This is a genomic window from Streptomyces sp. NPDC054841, assembly GCF_053611045.1.
On sequence record NZ_JBSGZO010000008.1, the window covers coordinates 25742 to 52720 of the forward strand.

Below are 26979 nucleotides of genomic sequence, written 5' to 3' on the forward strand. Positions count from 1 at the left end.
CCGCGGCCGTATCGTTGATTACCGACGCATACCGACGAAACACTCTCCGAACCCGAAAGGCGCCGGCCCTCATGGTGCAGATCAAGACCCCCGAGCAGATCGCGAAGATGCGCGAGGCGGGGCTGGTCGTCGCCGCCATCCATGCGGCAACCCGTGAGGCCGCGGTTCCCGGCGCCACCACGAAGGATCTGGACGAGGTCGCCCGCAAGGTGATCGCCGACCACGGCGCCAAGTCGAACTTCCTGGGGTACGGCGGCTTCCCCGCCACCATCTGCACCTCGGTGAACGAGGTCGTGGTCCACGGCATCCCGGACGAGAAGACGGTCCTCAAGGACGGCGACATCATCTCCATCGACGCCGGCGCGATCGTCGACGGCTGGCACGGCGACGCCGCGTACACCGCCTTCGTGGGTGACGGTCACGCCCCGGAGCTGATCGAGCTCTCCCGGGTGACCGAGGAGTCCATGTGGGCCGGAATCGCCGCGATGAAGAACGGCAACCGGCTCGTCGACATCTCCCGGGCGATCGAGACGTACATCCGCCGCCAGCCGAAGCCGGGCGGCGGTAAGTACGGGATCATCGAGGAGTACGGGGGCCACGGCATCGGCACCGAGATGCACATGGACCCGCACCTGCTGAACTACGTCTCGCGCAAGCGCGGCAAGGGCCCGAAGCTGGTCCCCGGCATCTGCCTGGCCATCGAGCCGATGGTGTCGCTCGGCACCCCGCACACCGAGGTCCTCTCGGACGACTGGACGGTCATCACCATCGACGGCACCTGGTCCTCGCACTGGGAGCACTCGGTGGCGCTGACGGAGGAGGGCCCGCTGGTGCTCACCGCCGTGGACGGCGGAAGGGCGAAGCTGGCGGAGCTGGGCGTCACGGCGGCCCCGGACCCTTCCGCCAGGCCCTGAGGGCCGGGGGAGACCCCTGTCGCTTAATGATCTCCACGTTGGGCAAACTCCTCTGATTCGTCTTTTCCAGGGGCCTGACGTAGACTGACTCGTCGGCTCTCGTGTACCCGTATGTCCGCATGCGGCGACGAGAGTCGATCAAGGTAGCCGATTCGAAGGGCGAAGCGTGGCCAAGAAGCAAGGTGCCATCGAAATTGAGGGCACCGTGATCGAGTCCCTGCCGAACGCCATGTTCAAGGTGGAGCTCCAGAACGGTCACAAGGTCCTCGCGCACATCTCCGGCAAGATGCGGATGCACTACATCCGTATCCTTCCGGACGACCGGGTCGTCGTGGAGCTGTCTCCGTACGACCTGACGCGTGGCCGGATCGTCTACCGGTACAAGTAGATCTTGCCCTCACCCCCTCCCGTGGGGTGCTGGCACTGACCCGGAGAACCTCACATCCCATGAAGGTCAAGCCGAGCGTCAAGAAGATCTGCGACAAGTGCAAGGTGATCCGCCGTCACGGCCGGGTCATGGTCATCTGCGACAACCTGCGCCACAAGCAGCGCCAGGGCTGACGCACGCCAACCTGCACTTCGCAGTACTTCGCGCGACGCAAGCAATACGTACATAAGCAGTGCCCGTCCAAGCCGCACGGTTCTTGAACCACGCGGCTGACGACACCTCCGGCGGGGGCCGGGGACCCGGACGTACCACTTCTCCGGCAAGGAGAGGTCGGCGGTCGGGAGCGGTACTGCGGAAGACCCCCGAACACCACAGGAGCCATTGAATGGCACGCGTTTCCGGTGTTGACATCCCGCGCGACAAGCGTGTGGAGGTCGCACTCACCTACGTCTTCGGTATCGGCCGCACCCAGTCGAAGGCGACTCTCGCCGCGACCGGTGTGAACCCGAACACCCGCGTTCGTGACCTGGCCGAAGAGGACCTGGTCAAGATCCGCGAGTACGTGGACGCCAACCTCAAGACCGAGGGTGACCTCCGTCGCGAGATCCAGGCCGACATCCGGCGCAAGGTCGAGATCGGCTGCTACCAGGGTCTGCGCCACCGCCGTGGCCTGCCCGTCCACGGTCAGCGCACCAGCACGAACGCTCGTACCCGCAAGGGCCCGCGTCGCGCCATCGCCGGTAAGAAGAAGCCGGGCAAGAAGTAGTCCACAGCGGACGCTCATCAGCGGTCTTCGCTGTAGGACCGACCACCTCCTCTCCATCTGGAGTTAAGACATGCCCCCCAAGGGACGTCAGGGCGCTGCCAAGAAGGTGCGCCGCAAGGAAAAGAAGAACGTCGCTCACGGCCACGCGCACATCAAGAGCACGTTCAACAACACCATCGTTTCGATCACCGACCCGACCGGCAACGTGATCTCCTGGGCCTCCGCCGGCCACGTCGGCTTCAAGGGCTCGCGCAAGTCCACCCCCTTCGCCGCGCAGATGGCCGCCGAGTCGGCCGCCCGCCGCGCGCAGGAGCACGGCATGCGCAAGGTCGACGTCTTCGTCAAGGGTCCCGGCTCCGGCCGTGAGACCGCGATCCGCTCCCTCCAGGCCACGGGCCTCGAGGTCGGCTCGATCCAGGACGTCACCCCCACGCCGCACAACGGCTGCCGTCCCCCCAAGCGCCGCCGCGTCTGACGCGTCGCGCTGACGGTACGGCTGCTCGTGGTGCGGCCCCCGGCTGGGGGTGTGGGGGTTACCCCCACGAAATCGCAGCACGGCTGCCGTCCCCTCCCAAGCGCCGCCACGTCTGACGTGTAGCGCTTGACCTGAGTGTTCGGGCGGTACGGCCCCCTTTCGGGCCGTACCGCCCGTACCCTTGCAGTACGCAGTACTCCGTCGGGCGTCAAATAGTGGGCGTCCACGACTGAAGGAAAAACACCATGCTGATCGCTCAGCGTCCTTCGCTGACCGAAGAGGTTGTTGACGAGTACCGCTCGCGGTTCGTCATCGAGCCGCTGGAGCCCGGCTTCGGCTACACGCTCGGCAACTCTCTGCGCCGTACGCTCCTCTCCTCGATCCCGGGTGCGGCGGTCACGTCGATCCGCGTCGACGGTGTCCTGCACGAGTTCACCACCGTGCCGGGCGTCAAAGAGGACGTCACCGACATGATCCTCAACATCAAGCAGCTGGTCGTCTCCTCGGAGCACGACGAGCCGGTCGTGATGTACCTGCGCAAGCAGGGTCCGGGTCTGGTCACCGCCGCCGACATCGCCCCGCCGGCCGGTGTCGAGGTCCACAACCCCGACCTGGTCCTGGCCACGCTCAACGGCAAGGGCAAGCTGGAGATGGAGCTGACCGTCGAGCGCGGTCGCGGCTACGTCTCCGCCGTGCAGAACAAGCAGGTGGGCCAGGAGATCGGCCGGATCCCGGTCGACTCCATCTACTCGCCGGTGCTCAAGGTCACCTACAAGGTCGAGGCGACCCGTGTCGAGCAGCGCACCGACTTCGACAAGCTGATCGTCGACGTCGAGACCAAGCAGGCCATGCGTCCGCGCGACGCCATGGCGTCGGCCGGTAAGACCCTGGTCGAGCTGTTCGGTCTGGCGCGCGAGCTCAACATCGACGCCGAGGGCATCGACATGGGCCCGTCCCCGACGGACGCCGCGCTCGCTGCCGACCTGGCGCTGCCGATCGAGGAGCTGGAGCTCACGGTCCGCTCGTACAACTGCCTCAAGCGCGAGGGCATCCACTCCGTGGGTGAGCTCGTCGCCCGCTCCGAGGCCGACCTGCTCGACATCCGCAACTTCGGTGCGAAGTCGATCGACGAGGTCAAGGCGAAGCTGGCCGGCATGGGCCTGGCCCTCAAGGACAGCCCGCCCGGATTCGACCCGACCGCCGCCGCCGACGCCTTCGGCGCCGACGACGACGCGGACGCGGGTTTCGTGGAGACCGAGCAGTACTGATCCGAGTCGCGGCTCGCGTCTTCGGCCGGGGGTCCGGGGGTTGTCCCCCGGATCAACGCAGCGTCGAGACCGAGCAGCACTGAGAGATTTGCGGGGGGCTCGCGCCCCCGCACCTGCCCCCTCGCGACCGCCTGGGGGAACTGACATCGGTACCTGATACGGCCGGTGCAGATCACAAGGAGAAACACCATGCCGAAGCCCGCCAAGGGTGCCCGTCTGGGCGGCAGCGCCGCGCACGAGAAGCTGCTTCTCGCGAACCTCGCGAAGTCGCTGTTCGAGCACGGCCGCATCACCACGACCGAGGCCAAGGCCCGCCGCCTGCGTCCGGTCGCCGAGCGTCTGATCACGAAGGCGAAGAAGGGCGACATCCACAACCGTCGCCTGGTGCTGCAGACGATCACGGACAAGGGCATCGTCCACACGCTCTTCACCGAGATCGCTCCGCGCTACGCCGAGCGTCCGGGTGGTTACACCCGGATCACGAAGATCGGCAACCGTCGTGGTGACAACGCCCCGATGGCCGTGATCGAGCTCGTCGAGGGCGAGATCGCGAAGAAGGCCACGGTCGCCGAGGCCGAGGCCGCCACCAAGCGCGCGGTCAAGGAGGCTGACGAGGCCGAGGTCGAGGAGACCAAGGCCGAGGACGCCGCCGAGGCTCCGGCCGAGGAGTCGAAGGACGCCTGAGCGTTCTGAGACGGCTTTACGGCTGACGGACGGGCCCGTTCCCCTTTGTGGGGGCGGGCCCGTTCCTGCTGAAAGGGATTACGAGACGTGAGCGATGACGTGAAGCCCGGCTTCGTACGGGTGCGGCTGGACCTGTCGTACGACGGCAAGGACTTCTCGGGCTGGGCCAGGCAGACCCGCGGGCAGCGGACCGTGCAGGGCGAGATCGAGGACGCGATCCGTACGGTGACACGGTCGTCGGAGACGTACGAGCTGACCGTCGCCGGACGCACCGACGCGGGGGTGCATGCCCGGGGGCAGGTGGCGCATGTCGATCTGCCGCAGGCGGTGTGGGACGACCACAGGGAGAAGCTGCTGCGACGGCTCGCAGGGCGGCTGTCGCACGACGTGAGGGTGTGGAAGGCCGAGGAGGCCCCCGCCGGGTTCAACGCCCGCTTCTCCGCGATCTGGCGGCGCTACGCCTACCGCGTCACCGACCACCCCGGCGGCGTCGACCCGCTGCTGCGCGGTCATGTGCTGTGGCACGACTGGCCGCTCGACGTGGACGCCATGAACGCCGCCGCCGAGAAGCTCCTCGGCGAGCACGACTTCGCGGCGTACTGCAAGAAGCGCGAGGGCGCCACGACCATCCGGACCCTGCAGGGGCTGCGCTGGGAGCGCGGCGCGGACGGGATCCTCACCGCGACCGTGAAGGCCGACGCGTTCTGCCACAACATGGTGCGCTCGCTGGTCGGCGCGATGCTGTTCGTCGGCGACGGGCACCGTCCCGTGGACTGGCCGGGACAGGTGCTGGCCGCGGGCGTCCGTGACTCGGCCGTACACGTCGTACGGCCGCACGGACTCACCCTGGAGGAAGTCGGCTATCCCGCCGACGAGTTGCTGGCCGCGAGGAATCTGGCGGCCCGCAACAAGCGGTCGTTGCCGGGGTCACTGACCGGCGGGAGCGGTGGCTGCTGCTGACGCCTGCATCTCGCCCCGGCGCACGATCTGACGGAACGTGAACTCCGCCAGGTCGTCGCCCGGCTGGAACGCCTTGGTGTCTCCCTTGGTGACGGACTTTCCGTTCAGATAGCCCGTCGCGGTGAAGTAGGCGTAGCGGCCGTAGGAGTTGCCCACGAAGCGGCACACCGGGCCGCCCTTGCAGAAGCCTCCGACGCCCGAGCCGGCCAGCGGGGCGATGTTGCGCGCCGACTGCTTCACGGCGGCCTGTGCCTGAGCCTCCGTCGGGAAGACCGCGACACCGATGGTGACGGCCACGCCGTCCTTCGTGTACGTCGCGCGGATCACCTGGTCGCAGCCGTGGGACCGCAGGGCCGCGCCGAGCGAACCCTGGGTGGCCGAGGCGCAGTTGGTGGTGCGGGCGGTGGAGCCCTTGGCGTAGACCCGGTCGCCCATCGTCAGCTTCTTGCCCGGGTAGAGGGTGTCGGCGCTGAGGGGTGCCTTGTCCTTCTTCTCGCTGGAGATGAAGTCCTTCGGGTTGGGCGGGGGCGGCGGCGCGACCGACGAGAACGACGGCTCGGGCTCGGTGGTCTCGTTCGGCAGATCGGGCGCCGTGGGCAGATCAGTGGCGTTCTTGCCGGACTCGCCGCCCTTGTTCGTGGTCACGACGGCCGTGGCCACGATCGCGGCGATCGCGGCGGTCGCCAGCGCGCCGCCGCCGATCAGCAGCCACCTCTTGCGGCGGGTGCGGGCGGCCGAGGCGTCGGCCAGCGCCGCCCAGTCCGGCGTCTGCAAAGACTGTGACTGCTGCGACTGCGGTGACTGCTGTCCGTACTGCTGGTGCGGCTCCTGCGGCCACTGGGGTCCCCCAAAGCTCATGCCGCGCATCCTAAACCGGTTGGGCGGGAGCGTGTCCGGCGGCGACAATGCCCGCCATGGGACATCTCGAGGCCGCGCATCTGGAGTACTACCTGCCGGACGGGCGGGTGCTGCTGGGCGACGTCTCCTTCCGGGTGGGGGACGGCTCGGTCGTCGCCCTCGTCGGGGCGAACGGCGCGGGCAAGACGACCTTGCTGCGGCTGCTCTCCGCGGAGCTGAAGCCGCACGGCGGGACCGTGTCGGTGAGCGGCGGTCTCGGGGTGATGCCGCAGTTCGTGGGCTCGGTGCGGGATGAGCGCACGGTCCGGGACCTGCTGGTCTCGGTGGCCCAGCCGCGGATCCGGGAGGCGGCGCGGGCGGTCGACGAGGCCGAGCAGCTGATCATGACGGTCGACGACGAGGCCGCGCAGATGCGGTACGCGCAGGCGTTGAGCGACTGGGCCGAGGTGCAGGGCTACGAGGCCGAGACGGTCTGGGACATGTGCACCATGGCCGCGCTCGGCGTCCCGTACGAGAAGGCGCAGTGGCGGCTCGTACGGACGCTCTCGGGCGGTGAGCAGAAGCGGCTGGTGCTGGAGGCGCTGCTGCGCGGCCCCGACGAGGTGCTGCTCCTCGACGAGCCGGACAACTATCTGGACGTCCCGGGCAAGCGCTGGCTGGAGGAGCGGCTGCGGGAGACCCGTAAGACCGTGCTCTTCGTCTCCCACGACCGGGAGCTGCTGTCCCGCGCGGCCCAGAAGATCGTGGCGGTGGAGCCGGGGCCCGCGGGCAGCGACGTGTGGGTGCACGGCGGGAGCTTCGGCACGTTCCACGAGGCGCGCCGGGAGCGGTTCGCGCGGTTCGAGGAGCTGAAGCGGCGCTGGGAGGAGAAGCACGCCCAGCTGAAGAAGCTGGTGATCAATCTGCGGCAGGCCGCGTCGGTCAGCCATGAGATGGCGTCGCGGTACGCGGCGGCCCAGACCCGGCTGCGGAAGTTCGAGGAGGCCGGCCCGCCGCCGGAGCCGCCGCGCGAGCAGGACATCCGGATGCGGCTGCGCGGCGGGCGTACCGGCGTGCGGGCGGTGACCTGCGAGAACCTGGAGCTGACGGGGCTGATGAAGCCCTTCTCGCTGGAGATCTTCTACGGCGAGCGGGTCGCGGTCCTCGGGTCGAACGGCTCGGGGAAGTCGCACTTCCTGCGGCTGCTGGCGGGGGAGCAGGTGGCGCACACGGGGACCTGGAAGCTGGGCGCGCGGGTCGTGCCGGGGCACTTCGCCCAGACCCACGCGCATCCCGAGCTGCTGGGCCGCACGCTCGTCGACATCCTGTGGACGGAACATGCGAAGGACCGCGGGGGCGCGATGAGCGCGTTGCGGCGGTACGAGCTGGAGCGGCAGGGCGACCAGCCGTTCGACCGGCTGTCGGGCGGGCAGCAGGCGCGCTTCCAGATCCTGCTGCTGGAGCTGCGGGGGACGACGGCGCTGCTGCTGGACGAGCCGACGGACAACCTGGACCTGGAGTCGGCGGAGGCGCTGCAGGAAGGGCTCGAGGCGTATGAGGGGACGGTGCTGGCGGTGACCCACGACCGCTGGTTCGCGAAGAGCTTCGACCGCTACCTGGTCTTCGGCTCCGACGGGGTGGTGCGGGAGACTCCGGAGCCGGTCTGGGACGAGCGCAGGGTGGTGCGGGAGCGGTAGGGGGCGGGCGGCCGCCCTGTCGGCGGACGGAGTCCGGCGCAGCCGGCCGAAGCCGGGGAGGCCCCCTGGGGCCGAGCCGTGCGAGGGTGGCGTGGGGGAGAGGTTCCCCGGAGCCGGTCTGGGACGAGCGCAGGGTGGTGCGGGAGCGGTAGCGCCGCCCCGGCCTTCGGTCGGCTCCCCGGCCGTGGGGCCGAGGCGTTTTGACCCGCGTGGGTGCCCGAAGGTATTCTTCTGGTTCGTTATGCGTATTGGCTTGGTCGTTCTCACGCGAGGGGCCCTTACGCCGGTCCACCGGGCCGATGACCAGCGGCATGCACTCGGGTTGCGTCCCCGATGTGCGGCCAAGGCTGTCGTGATCGTCCGGGTGGCCTTAGGACCCTTCCCCTAAGCCCTAGGGCTTGGGGATACCCCAACACTGAGAAGCGAAGGCTACGACCGTGCGTACGTACAGCCCCAAGCCCGGCGATGTCACCCGCCAGTGGCACGTCATTGACGCCCAGGACGTCGTCCTGGGGCGTCTGGCGACCACTGCCGCCACCCTTCTGCGGGGCAAGCACAAGCCGATCTACGCGCCGCACGTTGACGCTGGTGACTTCGTCATCATCATCAACGCCGAGAAGGTGCACCTGTCCGGCAACAAGCGGACCCAGAAGATGGCGTACCGCCACTCCGGCTACCCGGGTGGTCTGCGTTCCGTCCGCTACGACGAGCTGCTCGAGAAGAACCCCGAGAAGGCCATCGAGAAGGCCGTCAAGGGCATGCTCCCGAAGAACTCCCTGGGCCGTCAGATGCTCTCGAAGCTGAAGGTCTACGCGGGCGAGAACCACCCGCACGCTGCTCAGCAGCCGGTTCCGTTCGAGATCACCCAGGTCGCGCAGTAAGTCCGGCCACCCCCTAAGACGAAAAGAATCTGAGGAGCATCGTGGCCGAGACCACCGCTGAAACCCCCGTCGAGGGCGAAGAGACCTACGCCGAGGTCACCACCTTCGAGTCCGACGTCCCCGTCGAGGGCGAGTACACGAGCGAGTCGCTCGCGTCCCGCTTCGGCGAGCCCCAGCCGGCCGCCGGCCTGGGTCGTCGCAAGAACGCCATCGCCCGCGTCCGGATCGTTCCGGGCACCGGCAAGTGGAAGATCAACGGTCGCACCCTTGAGGACTACTTCCCCAACAAGGTGCACCAGCAGGAAGTCAACGAGCCCTTCAAGGTGCTCGAGCTCGACGACCGCTACGACGTCATCGCCCGTATCTCGGGTGGCGGCGTCTCCGGCCAGGCCGGCGCCCTGCGCCTCGGCGTGGCCCGCGCGCTGAACGAGGCGGACGTGGACAACAACCGCGGCCCGCTGAAGAAGGCCGGCTTCCTGAGCCGCGACGACCGTGCCGTCGAGCGCAAGAAGGCCGGTCTGAAGAAGGCCCGCAAGGCCCCGCAGTACAGCAAGCGCTAATCCCGCCTGCTTGCCACATACGGCATACGTTCGCCCCGGCGGCACTCCGTGCTGCCGGGGCGTTCTGTTTCGGCCACCGGGGAGACCCCCCGGGGTGACACAGCTCGACGCCTCGGGCGTATAAACACAGGAAAGCGCCAGAGGCTCGCGTTTTCGGAGCATTTTCGGAGGACACCAGTGGGACGACTCTTCGGCACGGACGGTGTGCGCGGTGTCGCCAACGCGGATCTGACGGCGGAGCTCGCGCTCGGTCTGTCGGTCGCGGCGGCGCACGTACTCGCCGAGGCGGGTACGTTCGAGGGCCATCGGCCGACGGCGGTGGTCGGGCGTGATCCCCGCGCGTCCGGGGAGTTCCTGGAGGCCGCCGTCGTGGCGGGTCTCGCGAGCGCGGGCGTGGACGTCCTGCGTGTCGGTGTGCTGCCCACGCCCGCGGTGGCGTACCTGACCGGCGTGCTGGGCGCCGACCTCGGTGTGATGCTCTCGGCGAGCCACAACGCCATGCCCGACAACGGCATCAAGTTCTTCGCGCGCGGCGGCCACAAGCTGGCCGACGACCTGGAGGACCGGATCGAGTCCGTGTACGAGGAGCACCGCACCGGTGCGCCGTGGGACCGGCCGACCGGCTCCGGTGTGGGCCGTGTCCGCGACTACGACGAGGGCTTCGACAAGTACGTCGCCCACCTCATCGCGGTTCTGCCGAACCGGCTCGACGGGCTGAAGGTCGTCCTCGACGAGGCGCACGGCGCCGCGGCCCGGGTCTCGCCCGAGGCGTTCACGCGGGCGGGCGCGGAGGTCGTGACGATCGGCGCGGAGCCGGACGGGCTCAACATCAACGACGGCTGCGGGTCCACGCACCTGGACCTGCTGAAGGCCGCGGTCGTCGAGCACGAGGCCGACTTCGGTATCGCCCACGACGGTGACGCGGACCGCTGCCTCGCCGTGGACGCGGCGGGCAACGAGATCGACGGCGACCAGATCCTGGCGGTGCTGGCGCTGGCCATGCGCGAGGCGGGCACGCTGCGCGGCGACACGGTCGTCGCGACGGTGATGTCCAACCTGGGCTTCAAGCTGGCGATGGAGCGCGAGGGCGTGCAGCTCGTGCAGACCGCGGTCGGCGACCGGTACGTCCTGGAGTCGATGAAGGCCGAGGGCTACGCGCTGGGCGGCGAGCAGTCCGGCCACGTCATCGTCCTCGACCACGCCACGACGGGCGACGGCACGCTGACCGGTCTGATGCTGGCGGCGCGGGTCGCGGCGACGGGCCGCTCGCTCGCCGAGCTGGCGGGCGTCATGGAGCGTCTCCCGCAGATCCTGATCAACGTTCCGGACGTCGACAAGTCGCGTGTCGCCACCTCCGACGAGCTGTCGGCCGCCGTCGCCGACGCGGAGCGCGAGCTCGGCTCGACGGGCCGGGTCCTCCTGCGCCCGTCCGGCACCGAGCCCCTCGTCCGGGTGATGGTCGAGGCCGCGGACATCGACCAGGCGCGGTCGGTGGCGGGACGGCTGGCTGACGCGGTGAAGTCGGCGCTGGGCTGACGCTGACGTGTGCGCAGGGGGTGGCCCCCCTGCGCGTACCCCCTGGCGGGGCGGTGTGGCCGGTGCCGTGGGCGCGGCCGGTGTGTCCGTCCTCAACGCCGGACGGGCTTGGTGCGGCTGCTGTGGGTGGGTGGTGGTGGTGCGGGGCCCCTTCGGGCTCGCCTCCTCGGAAATCGGTGGATACGGCGTCATCCGGCACCACCGCCCGATTTCCTGTGGGGGCGACCCTGCACGGCCCCGCCCCGGGCCGTCCCCCGACTGCGGCCCGGAAGGGTGGGGTCCGGTCCGTCCGCCGGCTGAGGTCCGGTCGGGGTGCCGATGGGCCGCCGTTCGGCCCAGCCGTGTGTGTGGCGATGCGAGGGCCGCCGGCCGGGCTCGTACGTTCAGGTCGTATGACGGACGTATCGAGGGAGCTGCGCAGTCGGCGCGCTGCGCTTGCCGGGCTCGTCGGTGGGGCTGCGATGGTCGCCGGGTGCACACGCTCGGACGCGGCGCCCGCATCCAGCCCGAGCCCCACGGCGTCGGCCCCGGCCGCCGCGGGCGGTCCGACGCCCGGAGTGATGACGCTCTTCAAGGACCCGTCGTTCAACTTCAACGGGCTCTTCGCTCTCGGCGGGTCCGGCTTCGGCGCCGCTGAGGTGGGCGAGGTGCTCACCGCCGTGAACACCATCAACAAGGCCGGCCTCTCCTCGCAGACGTACGTCGAGACCTTCAGGAAGCTCGGCGACCAGCTGATGGAGGCACCCGAGGACAGCAAGCCCGACGACCAGACCGCGCGCTTCCGTTCGCTGCGGGCCGCGCAGTACTACGCCCAGGCTCTGTTCTTCGTCCTCGGCTCCGACGACCCCGGCAGCGAGGAGCAGCTCTACAAGGCCGGACGCGGTGCCTGGGACAGGTTCTGCGACCTGTGCGACCCGGCGCCGGTGAAGACGAACGTCCCGTACGGGAAGTCCGCGCTGCCCGTGTGGTTCTTCCGTCCGGGCGAGGCCGAGCAGCGCCGCCCGACCGTGATCCTCACCAACGGCAGTGACGGGCAGAACGTCGACATGTGGACCTACGGCGTGTCGGCAGCCCTGGACCGTGGCTGGAACGCCCTGGTGTACGACGGGCCCGGTCAGGGACAGCTGCTCTTCGTGGACCAGGTGGTCTTCACCCCGACCTGGGAGAAGGTCGTCACCCCGCTCGTCGACTGGCTGGTCGCCCGCCCGGACGTGGACACCGACAAGATCGCCCTTACCGGGCTGAGCATGGCCGGCGACCTCGCGCCCCGTGCCGCGGCCTTCGAGCAGCGGATCGCCGCACTGGTGGCGATGCCAGGCTGTGTGAACCCGTGGATGGGTTTCCCCGCGGAGCTCCAGGCGCTGGTCACCCCGGACAAGCAGGAGACCAACGCCATCTGGAACAAGGAGGTCGTTCCCGAGCTGACCCCGGCCGATGCCGCGACGATCAAGAAGCGCTTCGAGCCCTTCTCCATCCCGGCGATGCTGGCCGCCCGCGAGGGCAAGATGTTCACCGACCTGTGGACCCCCGCGCAGGGCGTCCAGGCGCTGGCCATCACCGATGTCGTGGGCCGCATCAAGATGCCCACGCTGGTCCTGGACTACGACTACGAGCAGTTCTATCCCGCCCAGCCGCGCCAGATGTTCGACAAGCTGACGGCTCCCAAGGACTACGTGAAGCTCACCACGGCCGAGGGCGCCCAGCTGCACTGCTCCCCGATGGCCCCGCAACTGCACTGCGAGGTGGTCTTCGACTGGCTGCAGGAGACACTGTCAGGCCGCTGACCTCGCCGTACGCTGCCGCTGGATCTTCCACAGCCATTTCTGGGTGAACAGCGTGAGCGTCCCGGCGACGATGATGCCCAGCAGATTGAGCAGCAGCTGCTCGCTGGAGCCCCAGGCCTGCCCGTAGTCGCGGTAGCTGAGGGCCACCGCCGCGTTCGAGGCGGCCGGGACCGTCGTCACCGAGATCGCCACGCCGACCAGCGCGCCCGATTTGGCCGAGGTCAGCGAGAGAGTGCCGGCGATGCCCGCGAGGACGGCGACGACGAACGAGAACGCGTTGGGAGCGTAGATGAAGGCGGTGTTGGGCCGGTCCGCCTCCAGCATCGAGCGCTCGAAGAGGCCGATGCCGTTCATGAAATAGCTGAAGAGGACCGTGAGCAGTATCGCCGCGGCGAAGCCCACGACCAGCGCCACCAGCGAGCGCCACGCCAGCCGCGGCAGCCGCTGCACCACGGCCGTGCTGAATCCGGCGAGCGGCCCGAACTCCGGGCCGACGGCCATCGCGCCCACGATGAGGATCGCGTTGTCGAGCACCACACCGCACGCGGCGATCATCGTCGCCAGCGTCAGGAACGCGATGTAGGTGAAGGAGAGCGTCGACTCCTCGTGGGTCGCGTCGGTGAGCTGCTCCCACAGCACCGCGTCCGCGCCCTCGCCCGGAGCCTCGTCCTCCGCCTTGTCGGCGCGCTTGGACAGCGACAGGTCGATGTTCTCGACCGCGATCGAGCCCTCTTTCTCGAGGCCCAGTTCCCGCAGGCGTGCGATCAGTTCGTCGCCGGCCTCGCGTGCCACGTCGCACAGGACCAGATCGCCCGACGGGTTGCGGGCGGCACCGGGCAGGACGGCGAGATGCGTGGTGCCGACCGTCTTCTCGACGGTGTCGACGACCTTCTCGGTGCGGTCGGACGGGACGATCAGGCGCAGGTGCAGCAACGCGGCGCTCCTCGGCGGTTCAGAGTTTGCGCAGGGACAGGCGCTGGACCTTGTGATCGGGGCCTTTGCGCACGACCAGGGTGGCACGCCCCCGGGTCGGTGCGACGTTCTCCAGCAGATTGACCCCGTTGATCGTGCGCCACATCGTGCGCGCGTAGTCCAGCGCCTCGTCCTCGGACACCTGGGTGTACTTGAGGAAGTACGAGGACGGGTCCTGGAACGCGGTGGCGCGCAGCTTGCGGAAGCGGTTGAGGTACCAGCGCTCGATGTCCTCGGGGCGTGCGTCCACGTACACGGAGAAGTCGAAGTAGTCGGCGAGGCCGACGCGGGTGCGGCCGTCCTTGCCGGGCAGGGCGGGCTGGAGGACGTTGAGGCCCTCGACGATGAGGATGTCCGGGCGGCGGACGGTGAGGCGCTCGCCCGGCACGATGTCGTAGATGAGGTGCGAGTAGACGGGGGCGGTGACCTCGTCCTTGCCGGCCTTGATGTCGGCGACGAAGCGGGTCAGCGCGCGGCGGTCGTACGACTCGGGGAAACCTTTCCGCGACATGAGGCCGCGCTCCTGCAGCTCCTTCATCGGCAGCAGGAAGCCGTCCGTGGTGACCAGTTCGACGCGCGGGTGCTCGGGCCAGCGGGCGAGCAGCGCCTGGAGGAGGCGCGCGACGGTGGACTTGCCGACGGCGACGGAGCCCGCGACGCCTATGACGAAGGGGGTGCCGCGCTGGGTGCCGTGGCCGTTGCCCGCCTCGCCGAGGAAGGTGTTGAGGGCGCCCCGGAGATTGGCGGTGGCGCCGACGTACAGATTGAGCAGCCGGGACAGCGGCAGATAGATGTCGCGTACCTCGTCGAGGTCGATGACGTCGCCGAGACCGCGCAGCTTTTCGACCTCGGCCGCGGACAGGGGGAGCGGCGTTCTCTCGCGGAGCGCGCTCCACTCCTCGCGGGTGAGGTCGACGTAGGGGGACGACTCTGTCCTCTCGGGCCTACGGCTTCGTGGCGGCGAAGTGATCACATGCTCATTGTGGTCGCAGGACGGGCGGAGCGCGGCGTGGCGTCGCTCACGTCGACGCGTCACCTTTCCGCCGGACGCGTTGCGCGGCCACGGACCGGGGCGGCCCGGGTGCGCCCGCCGGAGTCGTAGGCTGCGGCCATGTGCGGAATCGTGGGATACGTAGGAGCGCAGTCCGCGCTCGATGTCGTCGTCGCCGGGCTCAAGCGGCTCGAATACCGGGGCTACGACTCGGCAGGCGTGGCCGTACTCGCCGACGGCGGGCTCGCCGCGGCGAAGAAGGCGGGCAAGCTCGTCAACCTGGAGAAGGAGCTGGTCGACCGGCCGCTCCTGGCCGGTTCGACGGGCATCGGGCACACCCGCTGGGCCACCCACGGCGGCCCCACCGACGTCAATGCCCACCCCCACCTCGACAACGCGGGCCGGGTGGCGGTCGTCCACAACGGCATCATCGAGAACTTCGCGGCGCTGCGGGACGAGCTGGCCGAGCGCGGGCACGACCTCGCCTCCGAGACCGACACGGAGGTCGTGGCGCATCTGCTCGCCGAGTCGTTCTCGTCGAGCGGTGAGCTGGCCGAGGCGATGCGGCTGGTGTGCCGGCGGCTGGAGGGCGCGTTCACGCTGGTCGCGGTGCACGCGGACGAGCCGGACGTCGTCGTGGGGGCCCGCCGCAACTCGCCGCTGGTCGTCGGGGTCGGCGACGGTGAGGCCTTCCTCGCGTCGGACGTGGCCGCGTTCATCGCGCACACCCGCTCGGCGATCGAGCTGGGCCAGGACCAGGTCGTCGAACTGCGGCGCGACAGCGTGACCGTGACGGACTTCGAGGGCGCGCCCGCGGAAGTGCGGGCGTACCACGTGGACTGGGACGCGTCCGCCGCCGAGAAGGACGGCTACGACTACTTCATGCTCAAGGAGATCGCCGAGCAGCCGAAGGCGGTCGCCGACACACTGCTGGGCCGGATCGACGCGAGCGGCTCGCTGACCCTGGACGAGGTGCGGATTCCGGCTGCGGTGCTGCGCGAAGCGACCAAGATCGTGATCGTGGCGTGCGGTACGGCGTTCCACGCCGGGCTCATCGCCAAGTACGCCATCGAGCACTGGACGCGTATCCCGTGCGAGGTCGAGCTGGCGAGCGAGTTCCGGTACCGGGACCCGATCCTGGACCCGCGGACCCTGGTGATCGCGATCTCCCAGTCGGGCGAGACCATGGACACCCTCATGGCGCTGCGGCACGCGCGCGAGCAGGGCGCGAAGGTGCTGGCCATCTGCAACACGAACGGTTCCACGATCCCGCGCGAGTCGGACGCGGTGCTGTACACGCACGCGGGCCCCGAGGTCGCGGTCGCCTCCACGAAGGCGTTCCTGACCCAGCTGGTGGCGTGCTACCTGGTGGCGCTGTACCTGGGGCAGGTCCGGGGCACGAAGTGGGGCGACGAGATCCGGGCCGTCATCCGGGACCTGTCGCAGATCGCCACGCAGGTGGACCAGGTCCTGGAGACCATGGAGCCGGTGCGGGAGCTGGCCCGCTCGCTGACCCGCAAGAACACGGTGCTGTTCCTCGGCCGGCACGTCGGGTACCCGGTCGCGCTGGAGGGCGCGCTGAAGCTCAAGGAGCTCGCCTACATGCACGCCGAGGGCTTCGCGGCGGGTGAGCTCAAACACGGGCCCATCGCGCTGATCGAGAACGATATGCCGGTGGTGGTGGTCGTACCGTCGCCGCGCAGCCGGTCCGTGCTGCACGACAAGATCGTGTCGAACATCCAGGAGATCCGGGCGCGCGGTGCGCGGACGATCGTGATCGCGGAGGAGGGCGACGAGGCGGTCGTGCCGTACGCGGACCATCTGATCCGCATCCCGCCGACGCCCGCGCTGCTCCAGCCCATGGTCGCGACCGTGCCGCTGCAGGTCTTCGCGTGCGAGCTGGCGACCGCCCGTGGCAACGAGGTGGACCAGCCGCGGAACCTGGCGAAGTCGGTCACGGTCGAATGATCATCGGGGTGGGGATCGACGTCGCCGAGATCGACCGCTTCGACGACGCGCTGCGGCGGACGCCGGGGATGGCGCGCCGGCTGTTCCTCGACAGCGAGCTGTTCCTGGACAGCGGTGAGCGGCGCGGCGTCGCCTCCCTCGCGGCCCGCTTCGCCGCGAAGGAGGCGGTCGCGAAGGCGCTGGGCGCGCCGGCCGGGCTGCACTGGACGGACTGCGAGGTGTACGTCGAGGACTCCGGGCAGCCGCGACTGCGGGTGCGGGGCACGGTGGCGGCGGCGGCGGAGGAGCGAGGGGTGCGGTCGTGGCATGTGTCGCTCAGCCATGACGCGGGCGTCGCGTCGGCGGTGGTGATCGCGGAGGGGTAGGCCCTCCGCGGGCCTCGTGCCGTGGGGTGCGGGGTGCCTCTGGCGGGGCGGTGATGGTGTGCCCGGTGCGCCTCTGGCGGGGGCGGTGATGGTGTGCGCGGTGCCGTGGGCGCGGCCGGTGTGTCCGTCCTCAATCGCCGGACGGGCTTGGGGTGCGCCGGTACCGCGGGTGACCCGGTGTGTCCGTCCTCAAGCGCCGGACGGGCTTGGTGCGGGCTGCTGCCGGTGGGTGGGGGTGCGGTGCGTTTCCGGCGGGGGGCGGTGGCGGTGTGCGCGGTGCCGTGGCGGCGGCCGGTGTGTCCGTCCTCAAGTGCCGGACGGGCTTGGGGTGCGGCGGTGGGTGGTGGGGCGGGGCCCCTCCGGGCTCGACTCCTCGGGGCGGCATCCGGCCCGGGACCCATGTGCCCCGGCACGATGCCGCCCCTGCGGGGCCGACCCTGCACGGCCCCGCCCCTGGCCGTCGCCCGACTGCGGGTTGTGGGAGGTGGGTCGGCTTGGTCCTGGGTTCCGTCCGGATGCCGAGTGCGGACCGTGGGTGTTGGGGGTCGTTTCGTTTCCGCCCCGGCCGCGCGGGCGGTGTTGGCGCGATTCGTGGCGTGGCCCGGGAGGGCGGGGCGCGGCAGACTTCTGAGCATGCGTCATGCCTACAGCGTGGAGACCGTACGGGCCGCAGAGGCCGAGTTGATGAGCCGGCTGCCGGAGGGTGCGCTCATGCAGCGGGCCGCCGCCGGGCTGGCCGCCGCGGCCGCCGGATTGCTCGGGCGGGTGTACGGGGCCCGCGTCGTCCTGCTCGTCGGCAGCGGGGACAACGGGGGCGACGCGCTCTACGCGGGGGCGCGGCTCGCCCGCCGGGGCGCCCGGGTGACCGCGGTGCTGCTCGCCCCCGACCGGACCCACGGGGCCGGTCTTGCCGCGCTGCTGAAATCCGGCGGGCGGGTCGCCGACGACCCGTTCGAGGTGCTGGCCGTGGCCGACCTCGTACTGGACGGCATCACCGGGATCGGCGGCCACGGCGGCCTCCGCCCCGACGCCGTACCGGTCGCCCGCGCCGCACGCGGCTCCGGCGCGGTCGTGCTCGCCGTCGATCTGCCGAGCGGGGTCGAGGCGGACTCGGGCGAGGTCGCGGGGGAGGCGCTGCGGGCGGATGCGACCGTCACGTTCGGTACGTACAAGCCGGCCCTGCTGATCGACCCCGGCCGGGAGCACACCGGAGCGGTGCGGCTGGTCGACATCGGCCTGGAGCCGCATCTGCCGTCCGTGCCCGATCTGGAGGCCCTGCAACACGCGGACGTGGCCCAGCTGTTGCCGGTGCCCGCCGCGGAGAGCGACAAGTACCGCAGAGGCGTGGTCGGTGTCGTCGCCGGGTCCCCGCGCTACCCGGGCGCCGCCGTCCTCGCGGTGGCGGGCGCACTGCGCGGCGGCGCGGGAGCCGTGCGGTACGTGGGCCCGGGGGCGGACGCGGTGATCGCCCGGTTCCCGGAGGCGCTGGTGCACGGCTGGCCTCCCTCGAAGGCGGGCCGGGTCCAGGCCTGGGTCGTCGGCCCGGGCCTGGGCGACGGGCCCGGCGTGCAGGATCTGCTGGACTCCGACGTTCCGGTACTGGTCGACGCGGACGGGCTGCGCGGCCTCGACCCCGACGAGGTGCGCGGCCGCAGTGCACCGACGCTGCTCACCCCGCACGCCGGTGAGGCGGCGGCGCTGCTCGGCGTGGCGCGCGAGGAGGTCGAGGGGGCACGGCTCACCTCCGTGCGGGCGCTGGCCGCGAAGTACGGTGCGACGGTGCTGCTCAAGGGCTCGACGACGCTGGTGGCCGATCCGGACACCCGCCGCGCGGTCCGGGTGAACCCGACGGGCACGTCGTGGCTGGCCACGGCCGGCAGCGGAGACGTGCTGTCGGGGCTCGCCGGTTCGCTGCTCGCCGCGGGCCTCCAGCCGCAGGACGCCGCCTCCGTGGCCGCGTACCTCCACGGCCTGGCCGCCCGGCGCGTCTCCCGCGACGCCCCCGTGTCGGCGAACGACGTGGCCATGGCGATTCCCCAGGCCTGGCGTGACGTGACGAGCCCCTGACATCCCACCCCCGGCACAGCAGGCGGGTGACCAGGGCCACTCGTGGTCCTTGCCGTACGAACTATGCCGGGGGGCTCTGAGACACTGACGGCGATGACTCAGAACGCACCCTTCCGAGCCCGCGCCGAGATCGACCTCGCCGCGCTGCGCGCCAACGTCCGCGCACTGCGCGCGCGGGCGCGCAGTGCCGCCGTCATGGCCGTGGTCAAGTCGGACGCATACGGACACGGGGGGGTGCCCTGCGCGAAGGCGGCGCTGGCCGCGGGCGCGACCTGGCTGGGCACCGCCACTCCCGAGGAGGCGCTCGCCCTGCGTGCGGCCGGCATCGGCGGCCGGATGCTGTGCTGGCTGTGGACGCCCGGCGGCCCCTGGCGCGAGGGCATCGAGGCCGATCTGGACATGTCGGTGAGCGGTATGTGGGCGCTGCGCGAGGTGACGCGGGCGGCCCAGGAGGCGGGTCGCCCGGCCCGTATCCAGCTCAAGGCCGACACCGGTCTCGGACGCAACGGCTGCCAGCCCGCCGACTGGGCCGAACTGGTCGCCGCCGCCCGCGCCGCCGAAGAGGCGGGCACCGTCGAGGTCACCGGCCTGTGGTCGCACTTCGCGTGCGCCGACGAGCCCGGCCACCCCTCCATCGCCGCCCAGTTGTCCGTCTTCAAGGATCTGGTGGCGTACGCCGAGAAGGAGGGCATCGAGCCCGAGGTCCGGCACATCGCCAACTCCCCGGCCACGCTGACCCTTCCGGACACGCACTTCGACCTGGTGCGCACGGGGATCGCGGTGTACGGCATCTCGCCCAGCCCGGAGCTGGGCACGCCCGCCGACTTCGGGCTGCGCCCGGTCATGACGCTCAAGGCGTCCCTGGCCCTGGTCAAGCAGGTCCCGGCGGGCCATGGCATCAGCTACGGGCACCACTACATCACCCCGGGCGAGACCACCCTGGGCCTGGTGCCGGTCGGGTACGCGGACGGTATCCCGCGGCATGCCTCCGGACGCGGCCCGGTGCTGGTCGGCGGCGCGTGGCGGCGGGTGGCGGGCCGGATCGCGATGGACCAGTTCGTGGTCGATCTCGGCCCGGACGGCGGCAAGGTACGGGAAGGGGCGGAGGCGGTGCTGTTCGGCCCCGGCGACCGGGGCGAGCCGTCCGCCGAGGACTGGGCGGAGGCGGCGGACACGATCGCGTACGAGATCGTGACACGCATCGGGACACGCGTCCCGCGCGTCTACCTCAATGCGGAATCCGACGAGAGACCGGACGACCAGTAGGAGCGGCACGGTGAGCGAGAGCAGCGCGGGGGACGTGGCGGCGGCGGTGTCCGACGCCGCCACGGGCAACTGGCGCCGGGCGGGTTTCGCCGGCGCCGCCATAGGGGTGATCGCCGCCGGTGCGGCGGCGGGCGTCGCGATAGAGCGGATGACCGTGGGCCGCGGCATGCGCAGGAAGGCCCGGCTCGCCCTGGACGCCTCGGGGCCGTACGGGGCGCTGCGCGGCACCCCGGGCAGGGCCGTCGCCGACGACGGCACGGCCCTGTACTACGAGACCGACGAGGTCGACCCGGAGACGGGCCAGGCCGCTCCGCGCAGGCGCCGGCTCTTCGGCCGCAAGGCCCCCGCGCCGGTCACCGTGGTCTTCAGCCATGGGTACTGCCTCAGCCAGGACTCCTGGCACTTCCAGCGGGCAGCCCTGCGCGGTCTGATCCGTACCGTCCACTGGGACCAGCGCAGCCACGGCCGGTCGGGGCGCGGGGCCGCCCAGTCGGGCCCGGACGGTGTGCCGGTCTCCATCGACCAGCTGGGCCGCGACCTCAAGGCGGTCATCGACGCGGCCGCGCCCGAGGGGCCGCTGGTGCTGGTCGGCCATTCGATGGGCGGCATGACGATGATGGCGCTGGCCGCCGCGTACCCCGAGCTGATCCGGGAGCGGGTGGTGGGCGTCGCGTTCGCCGGCACCTCGGCGGGCAGGCTCGGTGAGGTGAACTACGGCCTGCCGGTGGCGGGGGTGAACGCGGTACGGCGGGTGCTGCCGGGTGTCCTCAAGGCGCTGGGCTCGCAGGCAGAGCTGGTGGAGCGGGGGCGCCGGGCGACGGCCGATCTCTTCGCGGGCCTGATCAAGCGGTACTCGTTCAGCTCGCGGGACGTGGATCCGGCGGTGGCCAGGTTCGCGGAGCGGATGATCGAGGGGACGCCGATCGACGTGGTCGCCGAGTTCTACCCGGCGTTCGCGGAGCACGACAAGGCGGCGGCGCTGGACATCTTCCAGGAGGTGCCGGTGCTGGTCCTGGCCGGGGACAAGGACCTGGTCACGCCCAGCTCGCACAGCGAGGCGATCGCGGATGTGCTTCCCGACTCGGAGCTGGTGATCGTGCCCGACGGCGGGCATCTGGTGATGCTGGAGCACCCCGAAACGGTCACGGACCGGCTGGCCGATCTGCTGGCGCGTGTCGGGGTGCTCCTGCCGTGCGGCTAACGTTGGCACGTGTGACTCCGCCCACCGCTGATGCGGCGGGCTTCCAACCCATCCGGGTTGCGGTCCAGCCCGAACCGGCCTCCGAAAAGGCGGAAGAAGCTACCACGGCGCTAGGCGCCGCTACGAGGAAACCGATGGAAGCAAGGCACAGCCCGGCGGCTGAGGCGGCCCCTCCGGCCGCCGCCCGTCTCACTCTCACCTCGCCCGACCAGATGCAGGAGCTGGGCCGCCGGCTCGCGAAGCTGCTGCGGCCCGGTGATCTGGTGATGCTCACCGGCGAACTCGGCGCAGGCAAGACGACGCTGACGCGCGGGCTCGGCGAAGGCCTGGGCGTGCGCGGTGCCGTCACCTCCCCGACCTTTGTGATCTCCCGCGTGCACCCGTCGCTGGTGGGCGGCCCCGCGCTGGTGCATGTCGATGCGTACCGGCTGGGCGGCGGGCTCGACGAGATGGAGGACCTCGACCTCGACGTGTCGCTGCCGGAGTCGGTGGTGGTCGTCGAGTGGGGCGACGACAAGGTCGAGGACCTGTCCGAGGACCGGCTGCACGTGGTCATCCACCGCGTCGTGGGCAACACGGACGACGAACGCCGCGAGGTCACCGTGACGGGGCTCGGGGCGCGCTGGGTGGACGCGGGGCTCGCGGGGCTCACCGCCTGATGGCCTGACGGCCGGATTTCGCCGCCCGCCTGGCCTGAAGCCGAAGGCCGAGGGCCGGGGGCCGACCGGCCGTTTGTGTACGTTCCGACAAGTCGTCGGCAAAATGTTGCGTCTGTTGCTCCAGGCATGGTCACATGGATACCGAGACAAGGTTAGGTCTACCTAACCACGCCCCCCTGAGCCCCAGGAGGCATCCATGTCGGCGTCCGAGCGCGAGGCGCAGCCGCGGCCCAAGCCGCAGACACCGTCGCCGTCGGCGTTCTCGATGAGCGATCTGCTGGCGTCATGCGCGGCGGCCACTGCGGTCTCCACTCCGCCGCGTCGGCGCGACGCGGGCACGGAGGCCGCCGTCGCCGAGGAGCGTGAAGCGCGCCGCGACGCGGCGTAGCCCGTTCTGGTGATGGACAGGGCGCCCCGGGACCCCTCGCGCGCCCTGCCCGTGCGCGGGGGCACATCACGGCCTGGAGGATGGCCAGAAGCGGCCTGAAGACGGCCTGAAGACAGCCTGACGGCGGCTTGGAGTACGGCCTAGAGGACGACGACGATCTTCGAGCCGATCGTCGCGAACGCCCACATCGCGTCGCCGTCCACCCGCTTCATCCGCACGCCGCCCGTCTTCTTGTCCGGGTCCGGGCTCTGCAGCGAACCGTCCATGGCGGCGCTGAAGCCGATCGACACGTCATCGACCTTCGCGAACCGTACGACGTGCTCGATCGGCACCCCGTCCGACCCCTGGATCCTGCCGCTCCGCGACGTGACGACGTACGCGCCCGGAACCGGGCTGACAGTGCTCGGCACGACCTTGAAGGTATGCGTGGGCTGCCCGTCCGCATCCACCAGCCAGACCCGGCGCTCCCCCAGCGAGTAGACGACCCGGGCGCCCTTGCCGGACTTCTCCGGGACGGCCAGCGGGTCCTTGCGCGGCGCTTTGGCGGCGTCCGAGGGGTGGACGGCGGGGGAGGTGGCGGCGGGCTTTCCCAGGTTTCCCGGAACGTTCGCCGAGGCCTGGTAGGCGAGGAAGGCGACCACGGCGATCGCCGCTGTGGTGAGCCCGGCCACCATTCCCGAGCTGCTCCTTGCCACCTTGGCTCCCCTTTCGTACGCCCGTCCGTGGGTGACGGTAGCAGCAGGGGCCGGGGCGGACGGGACGCCGTGCCCTGTCCCGGTGGCCGTAGGCTGTTTGCGTGCTCCTCCTCGCTGTTGACACCGCCACCCCCGCCGTCACCGTCGCCCTGCACGACGGCGACTCAGTCGTCGCCGAGTCGAGCCAGGTCGACGCGCGCCGGCACGGGGAGCTGCTGCTGCCCGCCGTCGACCGGGTGCTCGCCTCGGCGGGGCTGAAACCGGACGCCGTCACGGACCTCGTCGTCGGCGTCGGCCCCGGCCCGTACACGGGGCTGCGCGTCGGTCTGGTGACCGCCACGACGTTCGGCTCGGCGCTCGGCGTCCCCGTCCACGGCCTGTGCACGCTCGACGGCCTCGCCTACGCCTCCGGGCTCGACGGGCCTTTCGTGGTGGCGACGGACGCGCGCCGCAAGGAGGTCTACTGGGCGCGGTACGACGGCTTCCGCACCCGGGTGAGCGAGCCGGGCGTCGACCGTCCCGCCGAGATCGCCGAGCAGGTCGCCGGGCTCCCGGCGGTGGGTGCGGGCGCGCTGCTCTACCCCGAGGTCTTCCCGGACGCCCGCGCCCCCGAGCACCAGTCGGCCGCCGCGCTGGCGTCGCTCGCCGCGGAGAAGCTGGCCGCCGGCGCGGAGATGCTGCCTCCGCGACCGCTGTATCTGCGCCGCCCGGATGCGCAGGTCCCGAAGAACTACAAGGTGGTCACGCCGAAATGACCGCCACGACCGCCGCTGTGCTGCGCGAGATGCGGTGGTGGGACATCGAGCCGGTGCTGCGGCTGGAGCACGAGCTCTTCCCCGAGGACGCCTGGTCGCCCGGGATGTTCTGGTCCGAGCTGGCCCATGCTCGCGGTCCGCGCTCCACCCGCCGCTATGTCGTCGCCGAGGATCCCCGGGACGGCCGGATCGTCGGCTACGCGGGCCTCGCCGCAGCCGGCGGACTCGGCGACGTACAGACCATCGCCGTCGTCCGCGACCACTGGGGCACCGGACTCGGGGCCCAGCTCCTGACCGATCTGCTGCAGCACGCCACCGCCTTCGAATGCGACGAGATCCTGCTCGAGGTCCGCGTGGACAACACCCGCGCCCAGAAGCTGTACGAGCGCTTCGGCTTCGAGCCCATCGGCTTCCGCCGCGGCTACTACCAGCCCGGCAACATCGACGCCCTCGTCATGCGCCTACACGTACAAGGAACCGAGAACCATGGCTGACGAACCTCTCGTACTCGGCATCGAGACGTCCTGCGACGAGACGGGCGTCGGCATCGTCCGCGGGACGACCCTGCTCGCCGATGCCGTCGCCTCCAGCGTCGACGAGCACGCGCGTTTCGGCGGGGTCGTTCCGGAGGTCGCCTCCCGCGCGCACCTCGAGGCGATGGTGCCCACCATCGAGCGTGCTCTGAAGGACGCGGGCGTCTCCGCCCGCGACCTCGACGGCATCGCGGTCACCGCCGGCCCCGGTCTCGCGGGCGCGCTGCTGGTCGGCGTATCGGCGGCGAAGGCGTACGCCTACGCGCTGGGCAAGCCGATGTACGGGGTGAACCACCTGGCGTCCCACATCTGCGTGGACCAGCTGGAGCACGGCCCGCTGCCCGAGCCGACGATGGCGCTGCTGGTCTCCGGCGGTCACTCGTCGCTGCTGCTCGCGCCCGACATCACGAACGACGTGCGGCCGATGGGCGCGACGATCGACGACGCGGCGGGTGAGGCGTTCGACAAGATCGCTCGCGTGCTGAACCTGGGCTTCCCCGGCGGCCCGGTCATCGACCGGCTGGCGAAGGAGGGCGACCCGTCGGCGATCGCGTTCCCGCGCGGGCTGAGCGGTTCGCGCGACCCGGCGTACGACTTCTCCTTCTCCGGGCTGAAGACGGCCGTGGCCCGCTGGATCGAGGCGAAGCGGAACGCGGGCGAGGAGGTGCCCGTACGGGACGTCGCGGCGTCCTTCCAGGAGGCCGTGGTGGATGTACTGACCCGCAAGGCGGTGCGGGCCTGCAAGGACGAAGGCGTCGACCACCTGATGATCGGCGGCGGCGTCGCGGCGAACTCGCGGCTGCGGGCGCTGGCGCAGGAGCGCTGCGAGCGGGCCGGGATCCGGCTGCGGGTGCCGCGGCCGAAGCTGTGCACGGACAACGGCGCGATGGTCGCCGCGCTCGGCGCGGAGATGGTCGCCAGGAACCGGCCGGCCTCGGACTGGGAGCTGTCCGCGGACTCCTCCCTGCCGGTGACCGACCCGCACGTCCCGGGCAGCCACCACCACGATCACGACCATGTGCATGAGATCAGCAAGGACAACCTCTACTCATGAGCGTCGTCACGCTGATGTGGGAGGCGCGGGCGGCCGAGGGGCGGGGCGCCGAGCTGCTGGAGTGGGCGCGGGCGCAGGCCCTCGACGCGGCGCCCCTGCGACGGGAGACGTTCCGGGCGCCCGGGGAGCGGGTCCTGGTGCTGACCTGGTGGGAGGTGCCGGACGGCGACGCCGGGCCGCCCGAACTCCCGGAGCCGGCCGCGGACCTGATCACCCGCCCGGTGCACCGCTGGCGCTTCGAGTCCGTCGATTTCTCTGAAGACCACGTGTGAGCGTCGCCCGATGGAATGACTGTCACAGGTTCCTGCCCGATAGGGTTGACACACGGCTCAGAATCCCGGCTATGGGAGAACGTATGACCGCCAGTGCGTCCGAGCAGCCTTTGATCCCGCAGCCGCCGCCGACAGTCGCGGCGCTGCGCCAGGCCGTCGCGCAGATCGCCCCGGCCGCCCTGCCGGCGTTCACCCGCGAGCTGGATCAGGCTGCGGACCAAGCGCGACTGGGCTCGGACCTCGCACCGCTGAGGCGCTTCACCAGACACTGGGCCGTCTATGTGGAGATCCAGCGCCGACCACGCCAGGCAGCCCGCTTCCGTGAGCTGGAGCATCTGGCGGCGAGCGGGGACGCCGATCAGGTTCGCGAGGCCGCCGCCGAGCTCGGCCGACTCCTTGACGATGCCCGGGAGGCACTGACCGGGACCGGCGGTGAGTGAGCCGTGGCGGTGGGAGTACGACCCTGACCACGCGCACGTCGCAGGCGGCCTTCCGGACGCTGTCGTCGCGGAAGTCGAACGTCTCATGGGGCAGCTGGTCGAGCTTGCGGAGATGGGCGTCGACGTCACGGACATGGGTGAGGGACCACGGCCGGGTGGTCTGCGCCGCATGGACGCCGCCGGAGGGTGGTTCTACTTTCTTGCCGCGCCCAGAGCACAACTGATCGTCGTAGTGAGGATTGTCCCACCCTTCGAAAGCCTCTGAGCGGTGACCGAAGCAGGCGTCCCGGACAACCCGGGTGCCTGGCTCATGGCCACCGCCAAGCACCGCGCCATCGATCTCGTACGCCGCCGGGACACGTACGCCCGCAAGCTCACCGAGATGGGCCGCGACCTGGAGGTGGCGGCAGCGGCGTACGAACCCGACCCCGCCGATCTCGTCTCCGGCCCCGAAGACATCGACGACGACCTGCTGCGTCTCGTCTTCACCGCCTGCCACCCGGTGCTCTCCGCCGAGGCGCGCATCGCGCTCACCCTGCGCCTGCTCGGCGGCCTCACGACCGAGGAGATCGCCCGGGCCTTCCTCGTGGCGGAGCCCACCGT

At 70.9% G+C, this 26979-nt stretch carries 31 protein-coding genes; 27 read left to right on the forward strand and 4 right to left on the reverse strand.

Going from position 1 to position 26979, the window contains the following annotated elements:
• Positions 1-71 precede the first annotated feature (71 nt).
• From map to truA, 8 genes are all read left to right on the forward strand, one after another.
• Positions 72-914 carry a type I methionyl aminopeptidase gene (gene map / locus ACWGI8_RS02430; RefSeq protein ID WP_453657888.1) on the forward strand — a complete coding sequence of 281 codons (843 nt, stop codon included), beginning with the start codon at positions 72-74 and terminating at the stop codon, positions 912-914.
• Positions 915-1080: 166 nt separating this feature from the next.
• A complete protein-coding gene (infA, locus tag ACWGI8_RS02435) occupies positions 1081-1302 on the forward strand; it encodes a translation initiation factor IF-1 (RefSeq protein ID WP_003956442.1) in 222 nt (73 codons plus the stop codon).
• A gap of 59 nt (positions 1303-1361) precedes the next feature.
• Positions 1362-1475 carry a 50S ribosomal protein L36 gene (rpmJ, locus tag ACWGI8_RS02440; RefSeq protein ID WP_003956441.1) on the forward strand — a complete coding sequence of 38 codons (114 nt, stop codon included), beginning with the start codon at positions 1362-1364 and terminating at the stop codon, positions 1473-1475.
• A gap of 212 nt (positions 1476-1687) precedes the next feature.
• Positions 1688-2068 carry a 30S ribosomal protein S13 gene (gene rpsM, locus ACWGI8_RS02445; protein ID WP_004946638.1) on the forward strand — a complete coding sequence of 127 codons (381 nt, stop codon included), beginning with the start codon at positions 1688-1690 and terminating at the stop codon, positions 2066-2068.
• A gap of 70 nt (positions 2069-2138) precedes the next feature.
• On the forward strand, positions 2139-2543 hold the full coding sequence (rpsK, locus tag ACWGI8_RS02450) for a 30S ribosomal protein S11 (protein ID WP_003948617.1): 405 nt from the start codon (positions 2139-2141) through the stop codon (positions 2541-2543).
• Between the two features lie 245 nt (positions 2544-2788).
• Entirely contained in the window at positions 2789-3811 is a 1023-nt protein-coding gene (locus tag ACWGI8_RS02455; protein ID WP_401452398.1) for a DNA-directed RNA polymerase subunit alpha, read from the forward strand.
• A 189-nt stretch (positions 3812-4000) separates the two neighbouring features.
• Positions 4001-4495 carry a 50S ribosomal protein L17 gene (gene rplQ, locus ACWGI8_RS02460; RefSeq protein WP_453657891.1) on the forward strand — a complete coding sequence of 165 codons (495 nt, stop codon included), beginning with the start codon at positions 4001-4003 and terminating at the stop codon, positions 4493-4495.
• A gap of 87 nt (positions 4496-4582) precedes the next feature.
• Entirely contained in the window at positions 4583-5455 is an 873-nt protein-coding gene (truA, locus tag ACWGI8_RS02465) for a tRNA pseudouridine(38-40) synthase TruA (RefSeq protein WP_453657893.1), read from the forward strand.
• Here truA and ACWGI8_RS02470 read toward each other — a convergent pair.
• Positions 5423-6313, reverse strand: coding sequence for a hypothetical protein (locus ACWGI8_RS02470; RefSeq protein ID WP_453657895.1), 891 nt, complete (start codon positions 6311-6313; stop codon positions 5423-5425). The genes truA and ACWGI8_RS02470 overlap by 33 nt on opposite strands.
• A gap of 47 nt (positions 6314-6360) precedes the next feature.
• Between ACWGI8_RS02470 and ACWGI8_RS02475 the strand changes: the two genes are divergently transcribed.
• From ACWGI8_RS02475 to ACWGI8_RS02495, 5 genes are all read left to right on the forward strand, one after another.
• Complete coding sequence (locus ACWGI8_RS02475; protein ID WP_453657897.1) at positions 6361-7989, forward strand: ABC-F family ATP-binding cassette domain-containing protein; 1629 nt, start codon at positions 6361-6363, stop codon at positions 7987-7989.
• 437 nt (positions 7990-8426) lie between these two features.
• On the forward strand, positions 8427-8870 hold the full coding sequence (gene rplM / locus ACWGI8_RS02480; protein WP_453657898.1) for a 50S ribosomal protein L13: 444 nt from the start codon (positions 8427-8429) through the stop codon (positions 8868-8870).
• Positions 8871-8911: 41 nt separating this feature from the next.
• Positions 8912-9430: a 30S ribosomal protein S9 gene (gene rpsI, locus ACWGI8_RS02485; RefSeq protein ID WP_453657900.1), complete on the forward strand. Its 519-nt coding sequence runs from the start codon at positions 8912-8914 to the stop codon at positions 9428-9430.
• A gap of 177 nt (positions 9431-9607) precedes the next feature.
• The gene (gene glmM / locus ACWGI8_RS02490; protein ID WP_453657902.1) at positions 9608-10966 is read left to right on the forward strand and encodes a phosphoglucosamine mutase; all 1359 of its coding nucleotides are present in this window, start codon (positions 9608-9610) and stop codon (positions 10964-10966) included.
• Between the two features lie 392 nt (positions 10967-11358).
• On the forward strand, positions 11359-12750 hold the full coding sequence (locus tag ACWGI8_RS02495) for an alpha/beta hydrolase family protein (protein WP_453657904.1): 1392 nt from the start codon (positions 11359-11361) through the stop codon (positions 12748-12750).
• Here ACWGI8_RS02495 and ACWGI8_RS02500 read toward each other — a convergent pair.
• A complete protein-coding gene (locus tag ACWGI8_RS02500) occupies positions 12739-13683 on the reverse strand; it encodes a DUF389 domain-containing protein (RefSeq protein ID WP_453657906.1) in 945 nt (314 codons plus the stop codon). The two genes, ACWGI8_RS02495 and ACWGI8_RS02500, sit on opposite strands and share 12 nt — an antisense overlap.
• A 19-nt stretch (positions 13684-13702) precedes the next feature.
• Positions 13703-14695, reverse strand: a complete 993-nt coding sequence (gene coaA, locus ACWGI8_RS02505; protein ID WP_453657908.1) for a type I pantothenate kinase — start codon at positions 14693-14695, stop codon at positions 13703-13705.
• Between the two features lie 138 nt (positions 14696-14833).
• Here coaA and glmS point away from each other — a divergent pair, with 138 nt between their 5' ends.
• The 7 genes from glmS to ACWGI8_RS02540 all read left to right on the forward strand — a co-directional run bounded on the left by glmS (position 14834) and on the right by ACWGI8_RS02540 (position 22627).
• Positions 14834-16681: a glutamine--fructose-6-phosphate transaminase (isomerizing) gene (gene glmS / locus ACWGI8_RS02510; RefSeq protein ID WP_453657910.1), complete on the forward strand. Its 1848-nt coding sequence runs from the start codon at positions 14834-14836 to the stop codon at positions 16679-16681.
• Positions 16678-17046: a holo-ACP synthase gene (locus tag ACWGI8_RS02515; protein WP_453657912.1), complete on the forward strand. Its 369-nt coding sequence runs from the start codon at positions 16678-16680 to the stop codon at positions 17044-17046. The genes glmS and ACWGI8_RS02515 overlap by 4 nt, the downstream gene beginning before the upstream one ends.
• 633 nt (positions 17047-17679) lie before the next feature.
• Positions 17680-19113 (forward strand): NAD(P)H-hydrate dehydratase, encoded by a 1434-nt coding sequence (locus tag ACWGI8_RS02520; protein ID WP_453657914.1) that lies wholly within the window; start codon positions 17680-17682, stop codon positions 19111-19113.
• A 93-nt stretch (positions 19114-19206) separates the two neighbouring features.
• Complete coding sequence (gene alr, locus ACWGI8_RS02525) at positions 19207-20379, forward strand: alanine racemase (protein ID WP_453657916.1); 1173 nt, start codon at positions 19207-19209, stop codon at positions 20377-20379.
• A 10-nt stretch (positions 20380-20389) separates the two neighbouring features.
• On the forward strand, positions 20390-21580 hold the full coding sequence (locus ACWGI8_RS02530; protein WP_453657918.1) for an alpha/beta fold hydrolase: 1191 nt from the start codon (positions 20390-20392) through the stop codon (positions 21578-21580).
• 134 nt (positions 21581-21714) lie between these two features.
• Positions 21715-22239, forward strand: a complete 525-nt coding sequence (gene tsaE / locus ACWGI8_RS02535; protein WP_453657920.1) for a tRNA (adenosine(37)-N6)-threonylcarbamoyltransferase complex ATPase subunit type 1 TsaE — start codon at positions 21715-21717, stop codon at positions 22237-22239.
• Positions 22240-22435: 196 nt separating this feature from the next.
• Positions 22436-22627: a hypothetical protein gene (locus ACWGI8_RS02540; protein ID WP_453657922.1), complete on the forward strand. Its 192-nt coding sequence runs from the start codon at positions 22436-22438 to the stop codon at positions 22625-22627.
• Positions 22628-22767: 140 nt separating this feature from the next.
• On the opposite strand, the gene ACWGI8_RS02545 is transcribed toward ACWGI8_RS02540, so the two are convergent.
• Positions 22768-23301, reverse strand: coding sequence for a hypothetical protein (locus ACWGI8_RS02545; RefSeq protein ID WP_453657941.1), 534 nt, complete (start codon positions 23299-23301; stop codon positions 22768-22770).
• A gap of 122 nt (positions 23302-23423) precedes the next feature.
• Between ACWGI8_RS02545 and tsaB the strand changes: the two genes are divergently transcribed.
• The 7 genes from tsaB to ACWGI8_RS02580 all read left to right on the forward strand — a co-directional run.
• Positions 23424-24077, forward strand: coding sequence for a tRNA (adenosine(37)-N6)-threonylcarbamoyltransferase complex dimerization subunit type 1 TsaB (tsaB, locus tag ACWGI8_RS02550; RefSeq protein WP_453657924.1), 654 nt, complete (start codon positions 23424-23426; stop codon positions 24075-24077).
• Positions 24074-24571, forward strand: coding sequence for a ribosomal protein S18-alanine N-acetyltransferase (gene rimI, locus ACWGI8_RS02555; RefSeq protein WP_453657926.1), 498 nt, complete (start codon positions 24074-24076; stop codon positions 24569-24571). The genes tsaB and rimI overlap by 4 nt, the downstream gene beginning before the upstream one ends.
• Positions 24564-25664 carry a tRNA (adenosine(37)-N6)-threonylcarbamoyltransferase complex transferase subunit TsaD gene (gene tsaD / locus ACWGI8_RS02560; protein WP_453657928.1) on the forward strand — a complete coding sequence of 367 codons (1101 nt, stop codon included), beginning with the start codon at positions 24564-24566 and terminating at the stop codon, positions 25662-25664. The genes rimI and tsaD overlap by 8 nt, the downstream gene beginning before the upstream one ends.
• Positions 25661-25936 carry a hypothetical protein gene (locus ACWGI8_RS02565; RefSeq protein WP_453657930.1) on the forward strand — a complete coding sequence of 92 codons (276 nt, stop codon included), beginning with the start codon at positions 25661-25663 and terminating at the stop codon, positions 25934-25936. The genes tsaD and ACWGI8_RS02565 overlap by 4 nt, the downstream gene beginning before the upstream one ends.
• 83 nt (positions 25937-26019) lie before the next feature.
• Positions 26020-26376, forward strand: a complete 357-nt coding sequence (locus ACWGI8_RS02570; protein ID WP_453657932.1) for a hypothetical protein — start codon at positions 26020-26022, stop codon at positions 26374-26376.
• Complete coding sequence (locus ACWGI8_RS02575) at positions 26369-26641, forward strand: hypothetical protein (protein ID WP_453657934.1); 273 nt, start codon at positions 26369-26371, stop codon at positions 26639-26641. The genes ACWGI8_RS02570 and ACWGI8_RS02575 overlap by 8 nt, the downstream gene beginning before the upstream one ends.
• Positions 26642-26686: 45 nt before the next feature.
• On the forward strand, positions 26687-26979 hold a 293-nt coding region (locus tag ACWGI8_RS02580; RefSeq protein ID WP_453657943.1), incomplete at its 3' end, for a sigma factor-like helix-turn-helix DNA-binding protein.